This is a genomic window from Amycolatopsis orientalis DSM 40040 = KCTC 9412 (assembly GCF_000478275.1).
Classification (GTDB): domain Bacteria; phylum Actinomycetota; class Actinomycetes; order Mycobacteriales; family Pseudonocardiaceae; genus Amycolatopsis; species Amycolatopsis orientalis.
In genome coordinates this window covers 58,714-79,554 of the sequence record NZ_ASJB01000077.1, presented here as the reverse complement: position 1 = coordinate 79,554, position 20,841 = coordinate 58,714, and the positions used below count along the sequence as shown (strand labels likewise).

Annotated in this window: 18 protein-coding genes; 4 read left to right on the top strand and 14 right to left on the bottom strand. The window is 70.4% G+C overall.

Annotation, left to right across the window (positions count from 1 at the left end):
- Positions 1 to 48: 48 nt before the first annotated feature.
- Entirely contained in the window at positions 49 to 1,200 is a 1,152-nt protein-coding gene (wecB, locus tag L324_RS27460; RefSeq protein ID WP_037315000.1) for a non-hydrolyzing UDP-N-acetylglucosamine 2-epimerase, read from the top strand.
- Here wecB and tsaD read toward each other — a convergent pair.
- Genes tsaD through tsaB form a run of 3 tightly spaced genes read right to left on the bottom strand, consistent with a single transcriptional unit; the run spans position 1,197 to position 3,378 of the window.
- On the bottom strand, positions 1,197 to 2,243 hold the full coding sequence (tsaD, locus tag L324_RS27455; protein ID WP_037314801.1) for a tRNA (adenosine(37)-N6)-threonylcarbamoyltransferase complex transferase subunit TsaD: 1,047 nt from the start codon (positions 2,241 to 2,243) through the stop codon (positions 1,197 to 1,199). The genes wecB and tsaD overlap by 4 nt on opposite strands.
- Entirely contained in the window at positions 2,243 to 2,722 is a 480-nt protein-coding gene (rimI, locus tag L324_RS27450; RefSeq protein WP_037314799.1) for a ribosomal protein S18-alanine N-acetyltransferase, read from the bottom strand. Before rimI ends, tsaD begins: the two co-directional genes overlap by 1 nt.
- The gene (tsaB, locus tag L324_RS27445) at positions 2,719 to 3,378 is read right to left on the bottom strand and encodes a tRNA (adenosine(37)-N6)-threonylcarbamoyltransferase complex dimerization subunit type 1 TsaB (RefSeq protein WP_037314797.1); all 660 of its coding nucleotides are present in this window, start codon (positions 3,376 to 3,378) and stop codon (positions 2,719 to 2,721) included. Before tsaB ends, rimI begins: the two co-directional genes overlap by 4 nt.
- A gap of 342 nt (positions 3,379 to 3,720) precedes the next feature.
- Between tsaB and L324_RS27440 the strand changes: the two genes are divergently transcribed.
- On the top strand, positions 3,721 to 5,145 hold the full coding sequence (locus L324_RS27440) for an acyl-CoA synthetase (protein WP_037314795.1): 1,425 nt from the start codon (positions 3,721 to 3,723) through the stop codon (positions 5,143 to 5,145).
- The gene (locus L324_RS27435; protein WP_037314793.1) at positions 5,142 to 6,473 is read left to right on the top strand and encodes a carboxyl transferase domain-containing protein; all 1,332 of its coding nucleotides are present in this window, start codon (positions 5,142 to 5,144) and stop codon (positions 6,471 to 6,473) included. Before L324_RS27440 ends, L324_RS27435 begins: the two co-directional genes overlap by 4 nt.
- 166 nt (positions 6,474 to 6,639) lie before the next feature.
- On the opposite strand, the gene tsaE is transcribed toward L324_RS27435, so the two are convergent.
- The 8 genes from tsaE to glmS all read right to left on the bottom strand — a co-directional run bounded on the left by tsaE (position 6,640) and on the right by glmS (position 16,261).
- Positions 6,640 to 7,104, bottom strand: coding sequence for a tRNA (adenosine(37)-N6)-threonylcarbamoyltransferase complex ATPase subunit type 1 TsaE (gene tsaE / locus L324_RS27430; protein ID WP_037314996.1), 465 nt, complete (start codon positions 7,102 to 7,104; stop codon positions 6,640 to 6,642).
- Positions 7,104 to 8,201, bottom strand: a complete 1,098-nt coding sequence (locus tag L324_RS27425; protein ID WP_037314791.1) for an alpha/beta fold hydrolase — start codon at positions 8,199 to 8,201, stop codon at positions 7,104 to 7,106. Before L324_RS27425 ends, tsaE begins: the two co-directional genes overlap by 1 nt.
- Entirely contained in the window at positions 8,198 to 9,337 is a 1,140-nt protein-coding gene (alr, locus tag L324_RS27420) for an alanine racemase (RefSeq protein ID WP_037314789.1), read from the bottom strand. Before alr ends, L324_RS27425 begins: the two co-directional genes overlap by 4 nt.
- A 29-nt stretch (positions 9,338 to 9,366) precedes the next feature.
- Entirely contained in the window at positions 9,367 to 10,458 is a 1,092-nt protein-coding gene (locus tag L324_RS27415) for an ABC transporter ATP-binding protein (protein ID WP_037314787.1), read from the bottom strand.
- 4 nt (positions 10,459 to 10,462) lie between these two features.
- On the bottom strand, positions 10,463 to 11,899 hold the full coding sequence (gene xylB, locus L324_RS27410) for a xylulokinase (protein ID WP_037314785.1): 1,437 nt from the start codon (positions 11,897 to 11,899) through the stop codon (positions 10,463 to 10,465).
- A complete protein-coding gene (locus tag L324_RS27405; RefSeq protein WP_037314783.1) occupies positions 11,889 to 12,704 on the bottom strand; it encodes a DeoR/GlpR family DNA-binding transcription regulator in 816 nt (271 codons plus the stop codon). Before L324_RS27405 ends, xylB begins: the two co-directional genes overlap by 11 nt.
- Positions 12,705 to 12,938: 234 nt before the next feature.
- Positions 12,939 to 14,384, bottom strand: coding sequence for a bifunctional ADP-dependent NAD(P)H-hydrate dehydratase/NAD(P)H-hydrate epimerase (locus tag L324_RS27400; protein ID WP_037314780.1), 1,446 nt, complete (start codon positions 14,382 to 14,384; stop codon positions 12,939 to 12,941).
- 14 nt (positions 14,385 to 14,398) lie between these two features.
- Complete coding sequence (gene glmS, locus L324_RS27395; protein WP_037314991.1) at positions 14,399 to 16,261, bottom strand: glutamine--fructose-6-phosphate transaminase (isomerizing); 1,863 nt, start codon at positions 16,259 to 16,261, stop codon at positions 14,399 to 14,401.
- 160 nt (positions 16,262 to 16,421) lie between these two features.
- Here glmS and L324_RS27390 point away from each other — a divergent pair, with 160 nt between their 5' ends.
- A complete protein-coding gene (locus L324_RS27390) occupies positions 16,422 to 17,249 on the top strand; it encodes a dienelactone hydrolase family protein (protein WP_037314777.1) in 828 nt (275 codons plus the stop codon).
- A gap of 237 nt (positions 17,250 to 17,486) precedes the next feature.
- Here L324_RS27390 and L324_RS27385 read toward each other — a convergent pair whose 3' ends face one another.
- The 3 genes from L324_RS27385 to L324_RS27375 are packed head-to-tail and all read right to left on the bottom strand — an operon-like array spanning position 17,487 to position 20,762.
- Positions 17,487 to 18,041, bottom strand: a complete 555-nt coding sequence (locus tag L324_RS27385; RefSeq protein ID WP_037314773.1) for a hypothetical protein — start codon at positions 18,039 to 18,041, stop codon at positions 17,487 to 17,489.
- 28 nt (positions 18,042 to 18,069) lie between these two features.
- A complete protein-coding gene (locus tag L324_RS43730) occupies positions 18,070 to 20,448 on the bottom strand; it encodes a WXG100 family type VII secretion target (protein WP_037314770.1) in 2,379 nt (792 codons plus the stop codon).
- Positions 20,448 to 20,762 carry a hypothetical protein gene (locus tag L324_RS27375; RefSeq protein ID WP_037314767.1) on the bottom strand — a complete coding sequence of 105 codons (315 nt, stop codon included), beginning with the start codon at positions 20,760 to 20,762 and terminating at the stop codon, positions 20,448 to 20,450. Before L324_RS27375 ends, L324_RS43730 begins: the two co-directional genes overlap by 1 nt.
- Positions 20,763 to 20,841 lie beyond the last annotated feature (79 nt).

Sequence of the window (20,841 nt, the reverse complement as noted above, 5' to 3'; positions counted from 1 at the left end):
CGGAGACATTCCGGGACACTCGAAATCGTGGATGAGGAGCGCGAACGCGTGGATGTGATGTTGCTGGCCGGGACCCGGCCGGAGGCGGTCAAGCTAGCGCCGCTGGCACTGGCGCTGGCGGAGCACCCGCGCCTACGGCCTTTTGTCGTCCACAGTGGACAGCATCAGGGCATGGTGGAGCAGGCGCTGATCCCGTTCGGCCTGCCGGTCGACGCCTGGCTCGACACCCCGCCACGAACCACGGGCACGCAGGCGGAACTGGTTTCCGGGCTGCTGCCCGCGCTCGATCGCTTGCTCCGTCAGGTCGCGCCCGCCGCTGTCGTCGTCCAAGGCGACACGACCACCGGCCTGGCGGGCGCGCTCGCCGCTTTCTGGCTGGGAATCCCGGTCGTTCATCTCGAAGCGGGTCTGCGCACACACGACCTCGCGGCGCCGTTTCCCGAAGAGGGCACCCGGCAGATGATCTCGCGCATCACCGCCCTGCACCTCGCGCCGACGCCGGGCGCGGCGGCCGCGCTGCGCACGGAAGGTGTTGCGCGGCAACGTATCGCGGTCACCGGCAACACCGTCGTCGACGCCGTGATCGCGATCGCCGAACGCGACCTGCCGGCGAGGGACACCGCGCTGGCGTTGCTGGAGATGGAGATCGCCGAGGCGAACGAACGCCTGGTCCTGGTGACATCGCACCGGCGCGAATCCTGGGGCGAGCCGTTGAGCCGCACACTCGCGGCGATCGAGCTGATCGTCGCGGAACACACCGACGTCCAGGTGCTGTTCCCGGTGCATCCGAATCCGGCCGTACGGGAACAGGTCATGACCGCGCTCGGTGGCACGCCACGGGTGACGATCACCGAGCCGCTCGAGTATCCCGATCTCGTGCGCGCGCTGCGGCTGGCCGAACTCGTCCTGACCGATTCCGGTGGTATCCAAGAGGAAGCGCCCACCTTCGGCACGCCGGTCCTCGTGCTCCGTGACGTCACCGAGCGACGTGAGGCCATCGAGGCGGGCTGCGCCTGGCTGGTCGGGACGGACACCGCGCTCATCGCCGACACCGCGGCCAGAATCCTGCGCGGCGATCTCCGGCCGACGCATACCGGAAACCCTTACGGTGACGGCAATGCCGCCGCCTTGACGGTGGCGGCATTGGAAGAACTCCTCAACCTGGCCCCGGCACAGCGCACGGTCGCCGAATCGCGTTAGATCGAGACGATCTGGACCGGAAGCGCCGGGTTGGCGGAGAAGTCGAGCGCCGTCCGCGGACGTCCGGCGGCGACCACATGCGCGCCGAGCGCGGCGATCATCGCGCCGTTGTCCGTGCACAGTCGCGGCCGCGGGACCCGCAGCTGGATCCCGGCCTCCGCGCAGCGCTCGGCGGCGAGTTCGGACAACCGGGAATTCGCCGCCACACCACCGGAAATGACCAGCGTGTCCACGCCGTGTTCCTTGGCCGCACGGATCGCCTTCATGGTGAGAACGTCGGCGACGGCCTCCTGGAACGACGCCGCGACATCGTCGACGGGGATCTCCTCGCCGCGGCGCTCGGCGCCTTCCACCCACCGCGCGACGGCGGTTTTCAAGCCGGAGAAGGAGAAATCGAACTTGGCGTCACGCGGCCCGGTCATTCCCCGGGGGAACGCGATGGCCGCGCCGTCGCCGTTCTTGGCGGCCTTGTCGATGGGCGGGCCGCCGGGGTAGGGCAGGCCGAGGACGCGGGCGACCTTGTCGTATGCCTCGCCCGCCGCGTCGTCCACAGTGGACCCGAGTTCGGTGATCTTGGACGCGATGTCGTCCACCAGAAGCAATTGCGTGTGCCCGCCGGAGACGAGCAGGGCGAGGCAGCGTTCGGGCAACGGCCCGTGCTGGAGGGTGTCGACCGCGATATGCCCGGCCAGATGGTTGACGCCGTAGAGCGGGATGTCGAGCGCGGCGGCGTACGCCTTGGCCGCGGCGACGCCGACCAGCAGCGCGCCGGCGAGGCCGGGTCCGGCGGTCACCGCGATGGCGTCCACATCGGACAGTTTCAGCCCGGCCTTGTCGAAGGCGCGCTCGACGGTCGGGACCATCGCCTCCAAATGGGCGCGGCTGGCGACCTCGGGGACGACGCCGCCGAAGCGGGCGTGCTGGTCGACGCTGGAAGCGACCTCGTCGGCGAGGAGTTCGACCGTGTTGTCGTCGTGCAGGCGGACGAGGCCGACGCCGGTCTCGTCGCACGAACTCTCGATGCCCATGATGATGCGTGGCATCAGCCCGCCACCTCGTCTCGGACCTGGGCCCGCGGGCGGGCCATCGTGTAGGCGTCGGCGCCGGAAGGCTGGTAGTAGCGCTTCCGGAGGCCGACGCGTTCGAAACCGTGCCGCTCGTAGAGCGCGATCGCCGCTTCGTTGTCGGTGCGGACCTCGAGGAACACCGGCGCGACGAGTTCGTCCGCGCGGTCGAGGAGCGCCTTCAGGAGCGCGGTGCCGACCCCGTTGCGCTGCCATGCCGGGTCGACGCCGATCGTGTGGATGCTCGTCTCGTAATCGCCGCGGCGGCCGACGATGGCGAGGCCGGCGTACCCGATGACCTCGTCGCTTTCGTCCGGGCGCGCGACGAGATAGTGGCCGCCGGCGTCGAGTTCCGCGTGGAAGGCGTAGGCGCTCCACGGCGAATCCCCGGGAAAGAGGATCTTCTCGATCTCGACACAGCGGGGGATGTCCTTGCGGCGTAAGGGTTCCAGCCTCACGGCGTGGTCACCTTCTTGCGCGCGGCCGGTTCGACGGCGTCCGGGCGGCGGAGGTAGAGGGGGGTAAGCGGGGCGGGCTCGCTTCCGAAGTCCTCGCGAGCGGCCTTGACCAGTCCGATAGGTGACGGGAAACGCGGCTCCATCGGCTGGACGCCGAGGGCGTCGGCGTAGAGCAGTGCGCCGTCGCCCGCCGCGACCTTGACCGTGGTGTCGAGGTCGGCCGGGCGCTGGACGTGCGGACCGTCGGTGCGGGAGCCGTCGGCGGCGTACGCGGCCCAGTAGACCTCGCGGCGCCTCGCGTCGGTGAGGACGAGGAAGGGCGCTTCGCCGGAGGGGACTTCGGCGGCGATCGCGTCGAGGCTGCAGACCGGGTAGGCCGGGATGCCGAGGGCGTGGGCGAGCGAGGCGGCGGTGGCCATGCCGGCGCGAAGGCCGGTGAAGGGGCCGGGGCCGACGCCGCAGACGATGGCGTCGAGGTCGCGAAGCGTGACGCCTGCGGCCTTGACCGCTTCGAGGGCGTGGGGCGTGATCAGCTCGCCGTGCGCGCGGGGGTCGACCGTGACGCGGTCGCCGCGGGATTCGAGCGCGTCGCCGTCCAGGGCGACGAGGCCCGCGGTGACCGCCGGGGTCGAGGTGTCGATGGCCAGTACCAGCACGGTTACCCAGCCTACGACCAGCGCCCCGCGCCACGATTAGGGGGCTGAACGCGACCCGGTCCCGCAGCTGCTCCCCCGCGACCGGATCGCGGTTAGCCCGCGAATGTCGCTCCCGTCACCCAGCCCCCTCCGGTCCCGTGGCCCCACCAACTGAGCACGGTTAGCCCGCGAATGTCACTCTCCGAGGGCCGCTGCAGGCGGAGCGACATTCGCGGGCTAACCGCGATCCGGGGGCGGTGTGAAGCAGGTCGCAGAGGGGTAGGAGGGCCGCGCGGTACGGTCCAGCGGGGGGCTTTCGGATCCACGCGCCCCGGCCGGTGGAGTCGAGCAGGAGGTCACGCGGTGCCCGATCGGTTGTTCCCCACACTCACGAGCGGCGGCTCCGGCAAAGAGGCCCTCCGCTTCGGCGATATCTCCCTGACATACGCCGACCTCGCCGCCATCGCCGGCACCCTCGCCCGCGACCTGCCGAGCGGCCGCGTCGCCGTCTGGGCGACGCCGACGGTCCACACCAGCGTCGCCGTGATCGCCGCACTGCTCGCCGGCGTTCCCGCCATCCCGCTCAATCCGAAGATCGGCGAGCGCGAACTCGCGCATATCCTCGCCGACAGCGAACCCGTCCTCGTGCTCGCCGAACCGGACGTCGAGCTGCCCGCCGGTCTCGCCGGCCTGCCGCGCCGCGACATCACTCTCGAAGGTGCACCCGTCGATTTCCCCGCGGAACCGGACGCCGAAGCCCCGGCGCTGATCGTCTACACCTCCGGCACCACCGGCCCGCCCAAGGGCGTCGTCCTTCCCCGCCGCGCGATCTCGGCCACCCTCGACGTGCTCGAGGACGCCTGGGAATGGACCGCCGAAGACGTCCTGGTGCACGGCCTTCCGCTCTTCCACGTGCACGGCCTGATTCTCGGCATCCTCGGGCCGCTTCGGCGCGGCGGCTCGGTCCGGCATCTCGGCCGGTTCTCCACGGAAGGCGTCGCACGCGAGCTCGCGACCGGGGCGACCATGCTGTTCGGCGTCCCGACCATGTACCACCGCATCGCGGGCGAAGTCGGTGACAACCCATCGCTCGCCGAGGCGCTGCGGAGCGCCCGGCTGCTCGTCTCCGGGTCGGCGGCGCTGCCCGTCCACGACCACCAGCGCATCACCGCGGCGACCGGCCAGCGCGTTATCGAGCGCTACGGGATGACCGAGACGCTGATGAACACCAGCGTCCGCGCCGACGGCGAGCGTGTCCCCGGCACCGTCGGCGTACCGCTGAGCGGCGTCGACCTGCGTCTCGTGGACGAGGCCGGTAAGCCTGTCGAAGAGACCGACACTGTCGGTGAGATCCAGGTTCGCGGGCCGAACCTGTTCACCGAGTACCTCAACCGTCCCGACGCGACAGAAGCCGCCTTCGACGACGGCTGGTTCCGGACCGGCGACATGGCGACGCGCGACGCGGCCGGATACGTGAAGATCGTCGGCCGGAAGGCGACAGACCTGATCAAGAGCGGCGGCTACAAGATCGGCGCGGGCGAAATCGAGAACGCGCTCATGGAGCATCCCCAGGTCGCGGAGGTCGCGGTCACCGGCGAGCCGGACGACGACCTCGGTGAGCGCATCGTGGCGTGGGTGGTGCCCGACGGGGAACGCCCGACGGAGTCGGAGCTGGCCGACCACGTGGCTCGCTTGTTGTCGCCGCACAAGCGGCCTCGGGTGGTCCGCTATCTGGAAGCGTTGCCACGCAATGACATGGGCAAGGTCATGAAGCGGGCGCTCGGGTGAGCAGGCCCTCCGCGCGGTCCGTCATCAAGGAGATCGCGACCGGTTTCGTGGATCTGGACGTTCCGCGGTCCGCGGAGCCGGACGACGGGCCGATCGACTGGCCGGGCTACCGCGTGGCACGCGAAGCCGCCGCGGAGCGGTCAGGCGAGGACGAGTCCGTTCTTTGTGGGACAGCCAGGATCGGCGAGGTCGAAGCGGTCGTGATCGCCTTCGAGTTCGGCTTCCTGGGAGGGTCGATCGGTCAGCGGACCGGTGATCGCGTCGAGGCGGCGTTCGCACGGGCGGTGGCGTCCCGGCTGCCGGTGGTGTCGCTGATCGCGACGGGCGGCAGCCGCATGCAACACGGGATGCGCGCGCTTTCGCAGTTGCAGCGCATCGCGCGGGCTGCCGCGGGCGCCCGGTCGGTGCCGCAGATCTCGGTGCTGCGCGATCCCACCACGGGCGGCGGCTGGGCGACGCTCGGAGCGAGCGCCGACGTCGTTCTCGCGTTGCCCGAGGCACAGGTCGGTTTCGCCGGTTCCCGGGTACGGCCTGCCGACGCGCCCGCGGAGGCGTACACGGCGGAAGCGAAGCTCGCGTGGGGTCAGGTCGATCGGATCGTGCCGCCTGACGATCTTGCCGCCGTGCTGGAACGGTGGTTGCGTTTGCTGACTTCGCCGTCGTCGGAAGCCGCCGCGCCTCCCGGCGCATACGGATCGCTGGAATTGCCCGAAAGCGGCTGGGCCGCGGTGCAGGCGGCGCGCTCCGCTGATCGCCCCAGGGCAGCCGAGTACCTCGATGGGTACTTCGAGTGGCGCGAGGACATCTCGGGCGACAGGTGCGGAGGTGTCGACGTCGGTGTCCTCTGCGGATTCGGACGGCGAGACGGCCGGACGATCGCGTACGCGGCCCAGTGCGGGACGCCGACGCTGCCCGCGGGATTCCGGACGGCGGCCCGTCTGGTGCGGCTCGCGTCGCGGCTGGGGATTCCTGTGCTCACGCTCGTCGACACTCCCGGTGCGGCGAACGACGCGGCGGCCGAGCGGGCAGGGGCCGGGGCGGCGATCGCGGAATTGTTCGAGGCCGTCGCGAGCGCTGCCGTGCCGATCACGACTCTGGTGATCGGGGAAGGCGGGTCCGGTGGCGCGCTCGCGTTCGCGGCGCCGGGTTCGACCTGGGTGACGCCCGACGCGTACTTCTCGGTCACCTCGCCCGAGGCGGCGGCGGCGATCCTCAAGCTGCCCGCCGACGAAGTCCCCGCCCTCGCGGATCGCCTTCGATTACGCCCCCAAGACCTGGTCGACCTGGGAATCGCGCGCTCCGTGGTCGGCCCCGCAGGTCGACTTTAGCCCCCTAATCGCGATCTGGGCCGCCGCGGCACTCCCATTGCTTAGCATGCCTACGCGTCACGGTTAGCCCGCGAAAGTCGACGTGCGCAGGCGGGGGCTCGGGAGCGGGTGAGATCGCGTTTAGCGGGCTAACCGCGATCCGGCCCGCCTACCGCACAGATCGCGGTTAGCCCGCTAAACGCAGGTCGGGCGTACGGGACGCCCAGGTGCCGTGCGGCTCCAAGGTGACCTCACGGACGTCGTCCTCGCGACGATCCAGGCGCACGACTAGGTAGTCGTCCGAGAGCCGCTCCGCGGTCCCTTCACCCCACTCGACGACCAGGGCGGATCGCTCCAGCTCGGTGTCGAGATCCAGGTCGTCGAGCTGCGATAGATCCCCGCCGAGCCGATACGCGTCAACGTGCACCAAAGCGACCCCGGCCTCGCCCGCCGGATGGACCCGGGCCAGCACGAACGTCGGCGAGCTGACCCGCCCGCCGACCCCGAGCCCGTCCGCGATGCCGCGGGTCAGCGTCGTCTTGCCCGCCCCGAGCGGCCCGGCGAGCAGCACCAGATCACCCGCGCGCAGCGAGCGCCCGAGCGCGCGCCCGAAGGCAAGAGTCGACTCAGGAGTCGGGAAAGCGAAGTTCATCAGCGCTGCCACCACCAGGTTCGCCGGTCGGAAGTTTCACCATCGGTGCCCGTGCACCGTTGTAGCAAATCGATCAGATGGCTGTTCACCAGCTCAGGCTGTTCCAGCTGCACCATGTGTCCCGCGCCGCGCACGCGCACCAGCTCCGCGTCCGGCAGTTCCGCCGCGATCCGCTCGGCGTGCGCGATCGGCGTGAACCGGTCGGAATCCCCGCCGACGACCAGCACGTGCGCGTGCTTCAAGCCGGCGAGTGCCGCATACCGGTTGTGGCTGCCCAGGGTGTCGACGAAGTTCACGAGGCCGCGCACCGGCGTCACTTCGAGCATTTCCAGCATGAAGTCGACGAGCCGCGGCGACACGTCCCGGCTGCCGAAAGCCAGCCGTCGGACGGCCTGCCGGGTCAGCTGCCCGCCCGCCGCCCGCACGAACTCGACCAGGCCGGGCTGCCAGCCCGCCAGCCCGCCGACACCCCGGGTGAGCGGGTTGTACTTCGAAAGGAGCGACCTCGGCAGCCCTCGCGCGCCGACCTCGCCCGCGGCCGTCGCGATGAACGCGACGCCGCACACGCGGTCGTCGAACAGCTCGGGATGCTCGGAGGCGAGCTCCATGATCACCATGCCGCCCATCGAGTGCCCCATCAGCACGATGGGTCCCTCCGGCGCCACCGAACGCACGACCATGTCGAGGTCGCGTGCCAGCTGTTCGATGGTGCTGTTCTCGGCGGTCGCGGCACCGGATTGCCCGTGCCCGCGGTGGTCGAAATAGATCTGACGCACCCGCGGCAGCTTCAGCGACGCGAGGTCTCGCCGCTGGAAATGCCAGCAGCGCTTCGACAACGCGAACCCGTGCACGCCGACGACGGTCAGCTCCGGTTCGCCCCCATCCGCCGGATCGATCTCCTCGACCGCGAGCGGCGTGCCGTCTTCGGCCGCCACGGTCGAGGTCCGGTCCGGTTCAAGATCCCCCAACGGCTCGTCCACGAACGGATCCTCACTCTGCCGCCGCTGCTGTGCGGCGACGGCGATCGCGGCGGCGGTGCCGGTGGCGACCGCCCCGACCCCGCCGACGATGGCCAGCAGTCTTCGTGAAGGTGTCACGAGCCGGCCTCCAGATACGTTCGGCGGATACGCGGGCGGTACATCGAAGTCACGATCTCGTAGTCGATCGTCCCCAGCTTGTCGGCCCATTCCCGGGCTGTCGGCTCGCCAAACGTGCCCTGGCCGAAGAGGGTCACTTCGCTCCCGACGGCGGGCTCGTAATCTCCGCAATCGACGATCAACTGGTCCATGCAGACGCGGCCGACGACCGGGCGACGGCGTCCGCCGAGCCAAACGTCCATGCGGCCGGACAGCGACCGCGGCACGCCGTCGGCGTATCCGACGGGGACCAGGGCGAGGGTGGTGTCGCGCTCGGCGGTCCACGTGTGGCCGTAGGAGACGGATTCGCCGGACGCGATCCGCTTCGTGAGGACGACCGACGATTTGAAGGTCATCGCCGGGCGCAGGTCTTCGGCCGCGGGCACCGGGTTCAGCCCGTAGATCGCGATCCCCGGGCGTACGAGGTCGAAGTGCAGGTCCGGCCTGGTCAGCACGGCGGCGGAGTTCGCGAGGTGGCGCATCGGCTCCAGCCCGGCCGCGCGGGCGATGTCGTAGGCCTCGTCGAACCGTTTGGCCTGCGCGTCGATGGAGGGGTGGCCCGGCTCGTCGGCGCAGGCGAGATGCGACCAGATCGCGACGACCTCGACGAGCGGCTTCGCGGCCGCCGCTGCCTGGACCAACGCGGGCCATTCCGCAGGTGGGCAGCCATTTCGGGAGAGTCCGGTGTCGATCTTCAGGTGCACCCGCGCCGTCGCGATTAGGGGGCTAAAGTCGCGCGCCCGGCGCGCGCCATCGGCCACGCGAGCGAGTTCGTCGAGGGAGCTGACGGCGACGTCGATGTCTTCGGCGACGGCTTCCGCGAAGTCGGCTTCGGGAGTGTCGAGCCAGCTGAAGAGCCGGACACCGATCCCCGCGCGGCGCAGCGCGATCGCTTCACCGAGAGAGCAGGTTCCCAGCCAGGTCGCCCCGCCTTCGATGGCGGCCCGCCCGGCCTCAAGCGCTCCGTGCCCGTAGCCGTCGGCCTTGACCACCGCCATGGTCTGGGCCCCGGGGGCGCGGGAATCGAGCAGGGCGACGTTGTGCCGGATGGCGGACAGGTCGATGACGACCTCGGCACGCGGGAAACTGGCGGTCATAACGACCACCAGTTTCCCACGAACCGGGCTCAGGACAGGCGCGCCCCGTCAGTGGCGGAGAACACGTGCAGCTCGTCGGGACGGATCCGCAGGTGCAGGGTGTCGCCCATGACCGGCGGCTTGCGCGGGTCGACCCGGGTGACGACGTTGGACTTCGTGCCTTCGGCGTCGGTCTCGGCGAGCTTGCCGTAGACGTACGCGTCCGAGCCGAGTTCCTCGACGAGGTCGACCTTGACCGGCACGGTGCCGTCCTCGCTGGTGGTCACTTCGAGCGACTCGGGCCGGAAGCCGAGGGTGACCGTGTCACCGTCGGCCTTGGCGAGGATCTCGCGGGACAGCGGCACCCGCGCACCGCCGAGCTCGGCACCGTCCGCGGTGAGCTTCGCGGTGACGAGGTTCATCGCGGGCGAGCCGATGAACCCGGCGACGAAAGCGTTTGCGGGCTTGTCGTACAGCGCGCGCGGGGTGTCGCACTGCTGCAGGAGACCGTCCGAGAGGACGGCGACCCGGTCGCCCATCGTCATGGCCTCGACCTGGTCGTGGGTGACGTACACGGTGGTGACACCGAGACGGCGCTGCAGGGCGGCGATCTGCGTACGCGTCGAAACACGCAGCTTAGCGTCGAGGTTCGACAGCGGCTCGTCCATCAGGAAGACCTGCGGCTCACGCACGATGGCGCGGCCCATCGCGACACGCTGGCGCTGACCACCGGAGAGCGCCTTCGGCTTGCGGTCGAGGTACTGCTCGATGTCGAGCAGCTTGGCCGCGTCGAGCACCTTCTGCTTGATCTCCGACGCCGGACGGCCGGCGATCTTCAGCGCGAAGCCCATGTTCTGGCCGACGGTCATGTGCGGGTACAGCGCGTAGTTCTGGAACACCATCGCGATGTCGCGGGCGCGCGGCGGCAGCTGCGTGACGTCGCGGTCGCCGATCCAGACGGCGCCCTCGTCGATGTCCTCGAGACCGGCGAGCATCCGCAGGCTGGTGGACTTGCCGCAGCCGGAAGGCCCGACCAGCACGAGGAATTCGCCGTCGGCGATCTCGAGTTCGAGTGCGTCCACGGCGGGCCGCTCGGAACCGGCGTAGCGCCGGGTCGCCTTGTCGTAGGTGATCGTGGCCATCGGTTCAGTCCTCTTTCGGTTTCGCGGGAATGCCGTGCCCGAGTTCGCGGGCCTCGAGATGCCGTTGCTGGATCCGGTATCCCTCGGCGCGGTCCGCCTCGGTCGGTTCGGCCAGCTCGAGCCGGGTCTTGCCGTGGTCTTCCTGCCAGCGGGGAGGTTCCTTGCTGGAAGCGAGGGCCCAGGCCGCCTGCCGCGCGGCGCCGACCGCGACGTACTCGGCGACTTCGGGGATGACGACGGGCACGCCGAACACGACCGGCGCGACCGCGCGGACGGCGGCCGACTGCGCGCCGCCACCGATCAGGAGCACGCGGCGGACCTCGAGCCCCTGTTCACGCAGGGCGTCGAGACCGGCGGCGAGACCGCACAGCATGCCTTCGACGGCGGCACGGGCGAGGTTCTCCGGCGTCATGTTCGCGCGGGTCAGGCCGAAGAGCGTGCCCTTGGCGTCCGGGAGGTTCGGCGTCCGCTCACCGTCGAGGTAGGGCAGGAAGGTGAGGCCGCCGGAGCCAGGAGCGGCGGCGAGTGCCAGCTTGTCGAACTCCGCGAGTTCGACGCCGAGCATCGCGGCCGTGGCGGTGAGCACGCGGGCGGCGTTGAGGGTGCAGGCGAGCGGCAGGAACCGGCCGGTGGCGTCGGCGAATCCGGCGACGATGCCGGTGGGGTCGGCGCTCGCGGTCTCGGAGACGCCGAAGACGGTGCCGCTGGTGCCCAGCGAGACCACGACGTCGCCGGGGACGAGTTCGAGGCCAAGTGCGGCGGCCATGTTGTCGCCGGTTCCGGCCGAGACCAGGATCCCGTCCGGCGTGTGCCCCGCGGCCTCGGCGGGGCCGAGGAGCTTGGGCAGCGAGGGGGTGCGGCCACCGAAGGCGTGCGCGAGGAGGTCCTGGCGGTAGGTGCCGCCGGCGGGCGAGAAGTAGCCGGTGCCGGACGCGTCGCCGCGGTCGGTGACCGGCTCGGCGCCCTGGCCCAGCAGGCGCCACGTCAGCCAGTCGTGCGGGAGCAGGACTTTGGCGACGCGATCGGCCAGCTCGGGCTCGTTCTCCGCCATCCAGCGCAGTTTCGTGACGGTGAAGCTGGCGACCGGGACCGAGCCGACGGACTTCGCCCAGTTCTCGGCGCCGAGTTCACTTCCGAGGTCTTCGGCCGCCTTCGCGGACCGAGTGTCGTTCCACAGCAACGCGGGCCGGACGACCTCGCCGTCCTCGTCGAGGGTGACCATGCCGTGCTGCTGACCGCCGACGCCGATCGCACCGACCCCGTCGAGCAGGCCATCGGTGGCCTCGCGCAACGCGTCCCACCACGCAGAGGGGGCGACTTCGGTGCCGTCGGGGTGCGAAGCACGGCCGGTACGGACGATCTCGCCGGTGGCCGCGTCGCAGACGACGACCTTCGTCGACTGGGTCGACGAGTCGATTCCGGCGACCAGGTCAGATTTCATATTCCGGCCCCTCTGGGTCGCACTCGACCTGTTCGATGGCCGTTCCCGCGTTCAGGGCGGCCTCGATCTCCTCGGTCGGTGTCAGGTCGTCGGTGATCAGGAGGTCGTAGTCGCCGATGTCGCCGTGCGCGAACGTGGCGGTGCGGCCGAACTTGGAGTTGTCGACGACCAGGACGTTGTGGCTGGCGGTGCGCAGCGCGGTCTTCTTGAGCGCGGCGTAGTCCTGGACGGGGTGGAACAGGCGGCCGACCGCGACCGCGGCGACCGAGACGAACCCGATGTCGGCGTGGGTGCGCTCGAGGAACGCGAGGACGTCCGGCCCGGCGCACGAGTCGAACTCGTGGTGATAGCGGCCGCCGGCGAGAACGACTTCGACGCTCTTGGCCGGGCCGAGGATGCGGGCGGCTTCGAGCGAGTTGGTGATGACTGTCAGGTCTTCGATCGCGCCGAGGCGGCGGACGAGCGGGAAGAGCGTCGTCGAGTCGTCGACGAAGACCGTCTGGCCGGACTGGACGTGCGCCGCGGCGGCCTCGCCCAGCGCTTCCTTCGCGGTCTGGTTGAAGGTGTCGCGGAAGCGGGCGGCCGACTCCATGGTCGTCGCCGGGTAGGCCTCGACCTTGCCGCGCAGTTTGCGGAGGAGGCCGCGCTCGGCGAGGTCGTCGAGGTCGCGGTGCATCGTCATCAGGCTGACGCCGAACCGGGTGGTGAGGTCGTCGATGCGGACCTCACCGGTGGCGATGACGTGGTCGAGGATCTCCTGGCGCCGGTGCTCGACGGCGGCGTCCGATGGCCTGGTCTTAGACATGGGCGACACCGTTCACGACCTGGGACATCGCGGTCCCGGCGGGGTGGGTGTCGGCGCTCACACCTGCTTCTTACCAGATTATTCGCCCCGAGTTAACACGTAACTCGATAACTCTCCCACTTTTCCTCACCTGCCGCCCGCGCCGACGCACTTGCGTTTCGCCCCCTAATCGTGCTCTGCGGGCGGGCGCCGTCAGAGCACGATTAGGGGGCTAAAGTCGACACGGGGCCCTGGTCAGAGGGTGTGCGAGCGGACGGCCCGGACGGCATCGGGGACGGCGTCGAGGATGCCGGAAGCCGAGGTCGGAGCGCCGTCAGCGGCGAGCGAGCCGGCGAGCGAATGGACGTGCGCGGCGACCCCTGCCGCCAGCCACGGATCGAGCCCGGCGGCGAGCAGCGAGCCGACCAGACCGGACAGAACGTCGCCCGAACCGGCCGTCGCGAGCCACGACCCTCGCGGCGTGTTCACCAGCGCGCGCCCGTCCGGCGCCGCGACCACGGTGCAGTGCCCCTTCAGGAGCACGACGGCGTCGTACTTCCGCGCGGCCGACCGCGCCGCCGCGACCCGGTCCGCCCCCGGCGGCGAACCCATCAGCCGCTCGAACTCCCCGGCGTGCGGCGTCAGCACGAGCGGCGTGTCCGGATCGCGCGCGTCGAGCACGTCGGGCGAATGCGCGATGATCGTCGTCGCGTCGGCGTCCGCGCACACCGGCACCCCCCGGCCGAGCACGAACCGCAGCACGTCCCGGCCCTCGTTGCCGGTGCCGATCCCCGGCCCGACGACCCACGCCTGCACCCGGCCGGCGTCCGTCACCGAGCCCGTCGCGATCACTTCGGGCCACCGCCCGCGGACCACGTCGGCGGCGTGCCCGGCGTAGCGCACCAGCCCGGACGTCGCCCGCACGGCGGCACCGGCCGCGAGCACAGCCGCCCCGGGGTAGGTCGCGGATCCCGCGGCCACCCCGACCACGCCTTGGCTGTACTTGTCGTCGCCCGGCCCGGGGACGGGCCACGCCGCGGCGACATCGGCCGTGTCGAGCCGCTCCAGATCGGGTTCGCCGAGCTCCGGCCGCAGCCCGATGTCCACCAGGGCGACTTCGCCGCACGACGCGGGCGCGAGGGCGTGCACGGGCTTGAGGGCGCCGAAGGTGACCGTGCGGTCGGCGACGATGGCAGGACCGTCGACGGCGCCGGTGTCCGGATCCACCCCGCTCGGCAGATCGACGGCCAGCACCGGCGAACTCACGTGCTCCAGCAGCGCGGCGGCGTCCGCCCGCAAGGGCCCTCGCGCCGAAATACCGACGATCCCGTCGACAACGAGGTCGGCCCTTTGAATCCACTGTGGACCGTCCTCAACGGACACAACCTTGCCGCCGGATCGCTTCAACGCGGCCAAACCCTGGCCGTGCGCGCGTTCTGGCTTCAGCAAGATCGCGGAGACGGCCACATTGCGACGGCGCAAGAACGCACCGGCCCACAAGGCGTCACCGCCGTTGTCGCCCGAACCGACCAGCAACGTCACCCGCCGCCCGGACACCGACCCCGTGTGTTCGGCGAGCATCTCGGCGGCATGCACCGACAGGCCGAAGGCCGCGCGTCGCATGAGCTCGCCGTCGGGCGTGACGGCGAGCAGCCTGTCCTCCGCCGCGCGAATCCGTTCCGTGGTCCAGATTCCCTGCACGACGCCTCCGGTCCTTACTCGACGGTGACCGACTTCGCCAGGTTACGCGGCTTGTCTACGTCGTACCCGCGCGTGCGGGCGATCTCCGCGGCCAGCACCTGCAGCGGCACCGTCGAAACCAGCGGCTGCAGCAGCGTGGGCACGGCCGGGATCTCGATCAGCTCGTCGGCGAACGGGCGAACGGTCTCGTCGCCTTCTTCCGCGATCACGATCGTGCGGGCGCCGCGTGCCTGGATCTCGCTGATGTTCGACACCAGCTTCGAGTGCAGGACGGCGCGGCCCTTGGGCGACGGCATCACCACGACGACGGGAAGGCCTTCTTCGATCAGCGCGATCGGGCCATGCTTGAGCTCGCCGGCGGCGAAACCCTCGGCGTGCATGTACGCCAGTTCCTTGAGCTTCAGCGCGCCTTCGAGGGCGACCGGGAAACCGACGTGACGGCCGAGGAACAGCACGGCCTTCGAGTCGGCGATCCGGCGGCCGAGGTCACGGACCTGGTCCACAGTGGACAGAACCTTCTGCACCGCGGCGGGCATGGCTTCGAGTTCGGCGAACTCGCGGGCGACCTCGTCCGGGTACTTGGTGCCGCGGGCCTGCGCCAGCGCCAGGCCGACCAGGTAGTTGGCCGCGATCTGCGCGAGGAACGCCTTGGTCGAGGCAACGCCGATCTCCGGACCGGCGTGCGTGTAGAGGACGGCGTCGGATTCGCGCGGGATCTGCGCGCCGTTGGTGTTGCAGACGGCCAGGACGCGGGCCTTCTGCTCACGAGCGTGGCGGACGGCCTCAAGGGTGTCCGCGGTCTCGCCCGACTGGGAGACGGCGACGACCAGGGTCGCGCGATCCAGCACCGGGTCGCGATAGCGGAACTCGCTGGCCAGCTCGACCTCGACCGGGAGGCGGCACCAGTGCTCGATCGCGTACTTGGCGACCAGGCCGGAGTGGTACGCGGAACCGCAGGCGACGACGAAGACCTTGTCGACGTCACGCAGGTCCTGGTCGGAGATGCGCTGCTCGTCGAGGATGATCCGGCCGCCGTCGAAGTGGCCGCGCAACGTGTTCGCCAGCGCCTCGGGCTGCTCCTCGATCTCCTTGAGCATGAAGTACTCGTGGCCGCCCTTTTCCGCGGCCGAAAGGTCCCAGTCGACGGTGAACGGCTTGGCCTGGGCGGCGTCGCCGTGGAAGTCGGTGACCTCGTAACCCTCTCGGGTGATCACGACGAGCTGGTCCTGGCCGAGCTCGACCGCCTCACGCGTGTGCTCGATGAACGCGGCGACATCGGAGGCGACGAAGTGCTCACCCTCGCCGACACCGACGACCAGCGGCGAGGAACGGCGGGCGGCGACGATGGTGTCCGGCTGGTCGGCGATGGTCACGACCAGGGTGAACGCGCCTTCGAGACGACGGCAGACCGCGGCGACGCTGGCCGGGAAGTCGCCCTTCGTGTCGCCCTCGGTGTAGGCGCGGGAGATGAGGTGCGCGGCGGTCTCGGAGTCGGTGTCGCTCGCCATCTCGATGCCGTCGGCCTCGAGTTCGGCGCGCAGGGCGGCGAAGTTCTCGATGATGCCGTTGTGCACGACGGCGACCTGATGGGAGGCGTCGCGATGCGGGTGCGAGTTGCGGTCGACCGGGGCGCCGTGGGTGGCCCAGCGGGTGTGGCCCATCCCGGCCGTGCCGGTGAAGGCGTCCCTGCCGACGGTGTCGAGCTGGGTCTCCAGGTTGGCCAGGCGGCCTGCCTTGCGCTCGACGTTCAGCGCCCCGACGCCGTCGAGGACGGCGACACCCGCCGAGTCATAGCCGCGGTATTCCATCCTGCGCAGTCCGCCGATGACGACGTCCAGGGCCGGGCGGTGTCCGACGTATCCCACGATTCCACACACGGCCACCAGCCTAACGAGGGAACTTCAGGCCCTTCGCCCGGGCGCCCGCACCTGCGTTTAGCGGGCTAAACGCGAGCTCGGCGTCACGGTTAGCCCGCGAAAGTCGACCCGCGGGGCGGCGCGCGGGCCGGACGAGGGTGCGGGCAGTAAGGTCACGAGCATGGCCAGCAAGCCCAAGCAGCTGCTCGCGGAGCTGTCCCACCCAGGTCCGCACGAGGTTCTGCGCGGCAACCTCGCCCTGGTCGGGCTCCCCGGTGTCGTGTTCACGCCCCGCTCGGGGCTCGGTCTGCCCGCGATCGCGTTCGGGCATGGGTGGTTGCAGCCCACCGGGAGCTACCGGCACCTGCTCAGGCATCTCGCGAGCTGGGGCATCGTCGCGGCGGCCCCGGCCACCCAGCGCGGACCGCTGCCGTCGCACCGGCTGCTGGCCGGCGACCTGCTCACCACTCTCGACCTGATCACGACGGTCCGCCTCGGGCCGGACGGCATCAGCGTCGACCCCGCGAAGCTCGGCCTCGCCGGGCACTCGACCGGCGGCGGTTCGGCGGTCCTCGCTGCCGCGCAGGCGGCGGAGGAAGGCTCCGATCGGCCGCGGGTCCAGGCTGTCGCGACCATCACTCCCGCGCAGACGTTGCCGCCGGCGACGGTGTCCGCACGGTCGGTGACCGTGCCCGGCCTGCACCTCGCGGCGGGCGAGGATCTGGTGGCGCCGCCGGTGGGGCACGCGGAGGCCATCGCGGACGCGTGGGGCGGGCCGGTGCAGCTGCGGACGCTCGGGAAGTCGTCGCACCTCGGCGTCACCGAGGGCAGGCACTGGAGCCAGCTCCTGCTGCACGGGAAGCCGCACCGCGGGACGCAGCAACTGACGAGGGCGCTGTTCACCGCGTTCTTCCTCACCCACCTGGCCGGGACGACCAAGTACCAGCCACTGCTGGACGCCGACGTCAAGCGCGCCCCGATCGAGCTCCAGGACGAACCCGCCGCCTGACCCGCTGCCGCACCGCCTCGCGTTTAGCGGGCTAACCGCGATCCGACCCGCCACCTGCCCCGGCTACTTAGCATGCCTACGCGTCGCGATTAGGGGGCGAAAGTCGACACGCACCCGACCGAGCCCCGCGGCACCGGAGCACGGTTAGCCCGCGAAAGTCGACACGCACGGGCAGGGAAGTGGGCAAAGAGAAGGGCCCGGTTCTGGTGAACCGGGCCCCAAGTGCGCCGAAGTGGATCAGTCGACCATCCACGAGTTGTTCGAGAAGTCGTCGTCGTCGAAACCCTTGTCGTCGCGGGCATGACGACCTCGACGACGAGCAGGCGCAGCAGGCGCACCAGCCGCGTCGGGCGCCCCGGCACCCGGGACGGCCGGCGGCACCGCAGGCGGCACGTCCACCGTCGCCGGCATTCCGGGCACACCCGGAGCGACCGGAGGGGGCGGCGGAAGCGGAGGCGCCGCACGCGAGGCGTCGGGAGCGGGCCGGGCGGCGAACTCGGCGAACCGCGCGTCCGGCTTGTCGTCGTCCTCGATGTCGAAACCGATCGTGTGGCTGCGGTCGGCGGTCGTCTTGCCGGTCAGCCAGCCGCCCGCCTCCTTGCTCCGCTTCCCCAGTTCCTGCATGTGGGCGGCGTACTTGTCGTGGACGGCGGCGTCCTTCTGCATGGTCTCCACCGCCTGGGCCTTGGCGTCGGCGAGATGCCGCTCCCGCAGCCCGCGCTGCTCCAACTGCTCCGTGATGGCGGCGTCCTGCCTGGACATGGCGGCCGCCAACCGGTCAACAGCGCTCATCGGTCCTCCCTCGTTCCCCGGCTATCGATCATCGCTCGTAACTGATCGAACGGTCGCCGCCCTCGTCGTCGAGCGACCCGCTGATCCGGCCGCCCGCGCCACTGGTCTCGAAAATGCCGCCCTCGACGCGGTACTGGCTCGACCCGCGTTGCGTGTCGCCCCCGCCACCGCCGCCCGCGGCGCCACCCATGGCACCCATTCCACCCATCATGCCGCCCATTCCGGCGGACGCCCCCGCAGCACCGGCGCCGGCACCAGCGGGCGCCGGATCCATACCGCCGGGCGCCATCCCGAGACCACCTTCGGCCCCGGCGGGCTGCGCACCACCGCCGGTCTGCATGCCGGCTTCCAGTGAACCCGCTTCGTTCAGCGCCCCCGCCGAACCACCGTCGCCGAGCCCGCCGAGCGCGCCTTCGAAGCTGCCCCCTCCGCCGCCACTCGCGGTCGGCACGGTGCCCTCGCCACTGGCGCCCGACGCGCCGCCGCCGCCGGAGGCCTCGGCCCCCGCGGGCACGGCGGTCCCTTCAGGACCACCACCGACGGCGACTCCGGCATCGACACCGCCGGGAGCGCTGAAGCCCCCGCCCTCGGCCGGTGCGGGCATCGGCCGGACGTCGTCCATCCGCCCTGGCTGCGGGTTGCCGGGATTCCGGTCGTCGAGACCGTTCTTCAGGTCGTCCTTGTCGAGGACGTCGCCGGGCTTGAGCTCCTTCTTCTCACCCTTTTCGTCGAGGGTGTAGGTGGTCGGCTCGCCCTTGCCGTCGTCGACCGTCACCACGGTCGGGCCGTTCGGGCCCTGCGGCTGCTCGGCGGTGATCTTGAGGTTGCCGTCCTGGATGTGGATCTTGCCGTCCGGGCCTGGCCGGTAGACGCCGTCGGCGCCGGGCTCGCCTTCCTTGACCGCACCCTTCGGGCCGAAGTCGCCGTCCTTACCGTCCTTGCCCTCTTCGCCGGGCTTGCCGCCTTCGCCCTTCGGGTCGTCGAAGTCGAGCTTGTAGTCCTTCTCGTGGCCCTTGCCGTCGTCGACCTTGATGTCCATTTTGCCGTCTTTATCCGGCTCGGTCATCTCGATCTTGTTGTCGCCCTTTTGGACGGTCATGGTGTCCTGACCGTCCAGGCCGTCCTTGATCGCTTCACCCGTCGCCGGGTCGATCGGGTACGGCTTGCCGGTCTCAGGGTCGAGCTCGAGCGGCTTCCCGGTGACCGGGTTCGTGCCTTCGGCGGGCTTGTCCTCGGGCTTCGGGACTTCCGCCGCCGGCGGTGTGCCGCCACCTCCGCCGGGCGGAGTGCCACCGCCGCCACCGGGCGGCGTCCCGCCACCGCCACCGGGCGGGGTTTGGTTCCCGCCTGGCGTCTTCTCGCCGGGCGGCTTCTCAGCCGGCGGCTTCGCCGCGCCCGGTGCGGGGAACGGGTTCGTGTAGTCCTCCATGAACCGCGAAAGTTCGTGGTACTGCGTGTTGATCGTGTCGGTCGCGTTCTTGCAGAGCTTTTTGAAGTTCTCGTACCGCTCGCCGAACTCGGTGGCGAAAGATCCCTTCAGCCACTGCTTCGCGGCGCCGATCGCGTATTCCTTGTTCTCGTCGTTCAGCTTGCAGTCGTCGTGACGCAGCCGTTCGGCGAGATTGTTGCCAGGACACGCGGAGTCGAGCCAGTACGCGACGTCCATGAGTTTTTCTTTGGAATCGACCTTGCCGTTCGCGATGTCGACGACCTGCTTCGCGATATACAGCGGAGCGGTGGCGACCTTGTCGACACGCAGCTTCAGCGTTTCGTCGACCTTCAGCTTCAGTGCGCTGTAGATCTTGTCGATGGTCGACGGCACCAGCTTGACGACACCGTCCATCTGCGCGATGAGTTCCTGCGCGTCAGGCTGGATCCGCTGCTCGTACTTGACCTTCGCGGCGGTCGCGCCCTCGCCCTTCCAGTCGTGGAAGAGGGTGGTCAGCGCCGAAGTCGCGTCGGTCCGGGTCTGTTCGACGGCCTTCTTGGCATCGGCGACATCTTCGACCTCGTCGAACATTTTCTGGAAATTGATCTCCCGGTTCTCGTGGAACCGGTCCCAGATGTCGGTCTTGTAATTGATGTCGGACGGCTTGTCCGGCATCTTGTTCCAGACCTGGTCCGCCCACTCGGAGAAGAAGTCCAGCGCCGGGTTCCCGAGGTCGAGCACCTGGTCGGATTTGGTGGTGGAGCCGCCCGCGGCGGGCCGGGCCATCGAGTCGAGGTCCTTGTCCGCCTTTTCGGCGGCGGCCTTCTGCTTCTTGTCCCCGGCCGCGTTCGCGTCGCGTTCGGCGATGGCCTTCTTGTATGCCTCTTCCCCACCGAACCAGAGGGCGTCCTTGGTCCCCTGGGTGATGTACGGATCCTTCTGCAGCTCCGCGATCTGCTGCGGCGTGGGCCGTGCCATTACTGGGTACCTGCCTTGTTGGCGGCGGCGGCGTTCGCCTGGTCGGATGAGGAGTAGCGGGTCGACGCGGTGCTGACCCCGCCGGCGAGCTGGGTGAGCTGGCCCGCGTAACCCTTCATCGCGTCGGAAATGGCGAGGATCCCGGTGGCGTAGCCCTTTTGGTAGTCCTTGTGCACCCGGCCGAAGTCAGCGGGCTGTACCTGGGTCGGCCCTACTTTCCCCGCCTCGGACGTCGTGTTCTCGGCCGCGCGATCCAACGACGTCGATGCCGTGAGCATCGCCTCTGAATCGGCTTTGTAGCCCCCGTCCGGCATGACCGGTGCCCCCTTCGTCCCGCTGTATCCGCCTCGTTGTCCTACCTACGACGCACGCCGGCGGCATCAGGTGCCATCG

Excerpts from the sequence above, each read along its gene's own strand:
- tsaD (WP_037314801.1), bottom strand. The coding sequence starts at position 2,243 with ATGCCACGCATCATCATGGGCATCGAGAGTTCGTGCGACGAGACCGGC.
- tsaE (WP_037314996.1), bottom strand. The coding sequence starts at position 7,104 with ATGAACTTCGCTTTCCCGACTCCTGAGTCGACTCTTGCCTTCGGGCGC.
- alr (WP_037314789.1), bottom strand. The coding sequence starts at position 9,337 with ATGACCGCCAGTTTCCCGCGTGCCGAGGTCGTCATCGACCTGTCCGCC.
- L324_RS27415 (WP_037314787.1), bottom strand. The coding sequence starts at position 10,458 with ATGGCCACGATCACCTACGACAAGGCGACCCGGCGCTACGCCGGTTCC.
- xylB (WP_037314785.1), bottom strand. The coding sequence starts at position 11,899 with ATGAAATCTGACCTGGTCGCCGGAATCGACTCGTCGACCCAGTCGACG.
- L324_RS27405 (WP_037314783.1), bottom strand. The coding sequence starts at position 12,704 with ATGTCTAAGACCAGGCCATCGGACGCCGCCGTCGAGCACCGGCGCCAG.
- L324_RS27390 (WP_037314777.1), top strand. The coding sequence starts at position 16,422 with ATGGCCAGCAAGCCCAAGCAGCTGCTCGCGGAGCTGTCCCACCCAGGT.
- L324_RS27385 (WP_037314773.1), bottom strand. The coding sequence starts at position 18,041 with ATGAGCGCTGTTGACCGGTTGGCGGCCGCCATGTCCAGGCAGGACGCC.
- L324_RS43730 (WP_037314770.1), bottom strand. The coding sequence starts at position 20,448 with ATGGCACGGCCCACGCCGCAGCAGATCGCGGAGCTGCAGAAGGATCCG.
- L324_RS27375 (WP_037314767.1), bottom strand. The coding sequence starts at position 20,762 with ATGCCGGACGGGGGCTACAAAGCCGATTCAGAGGCGATGCTCACGGCA.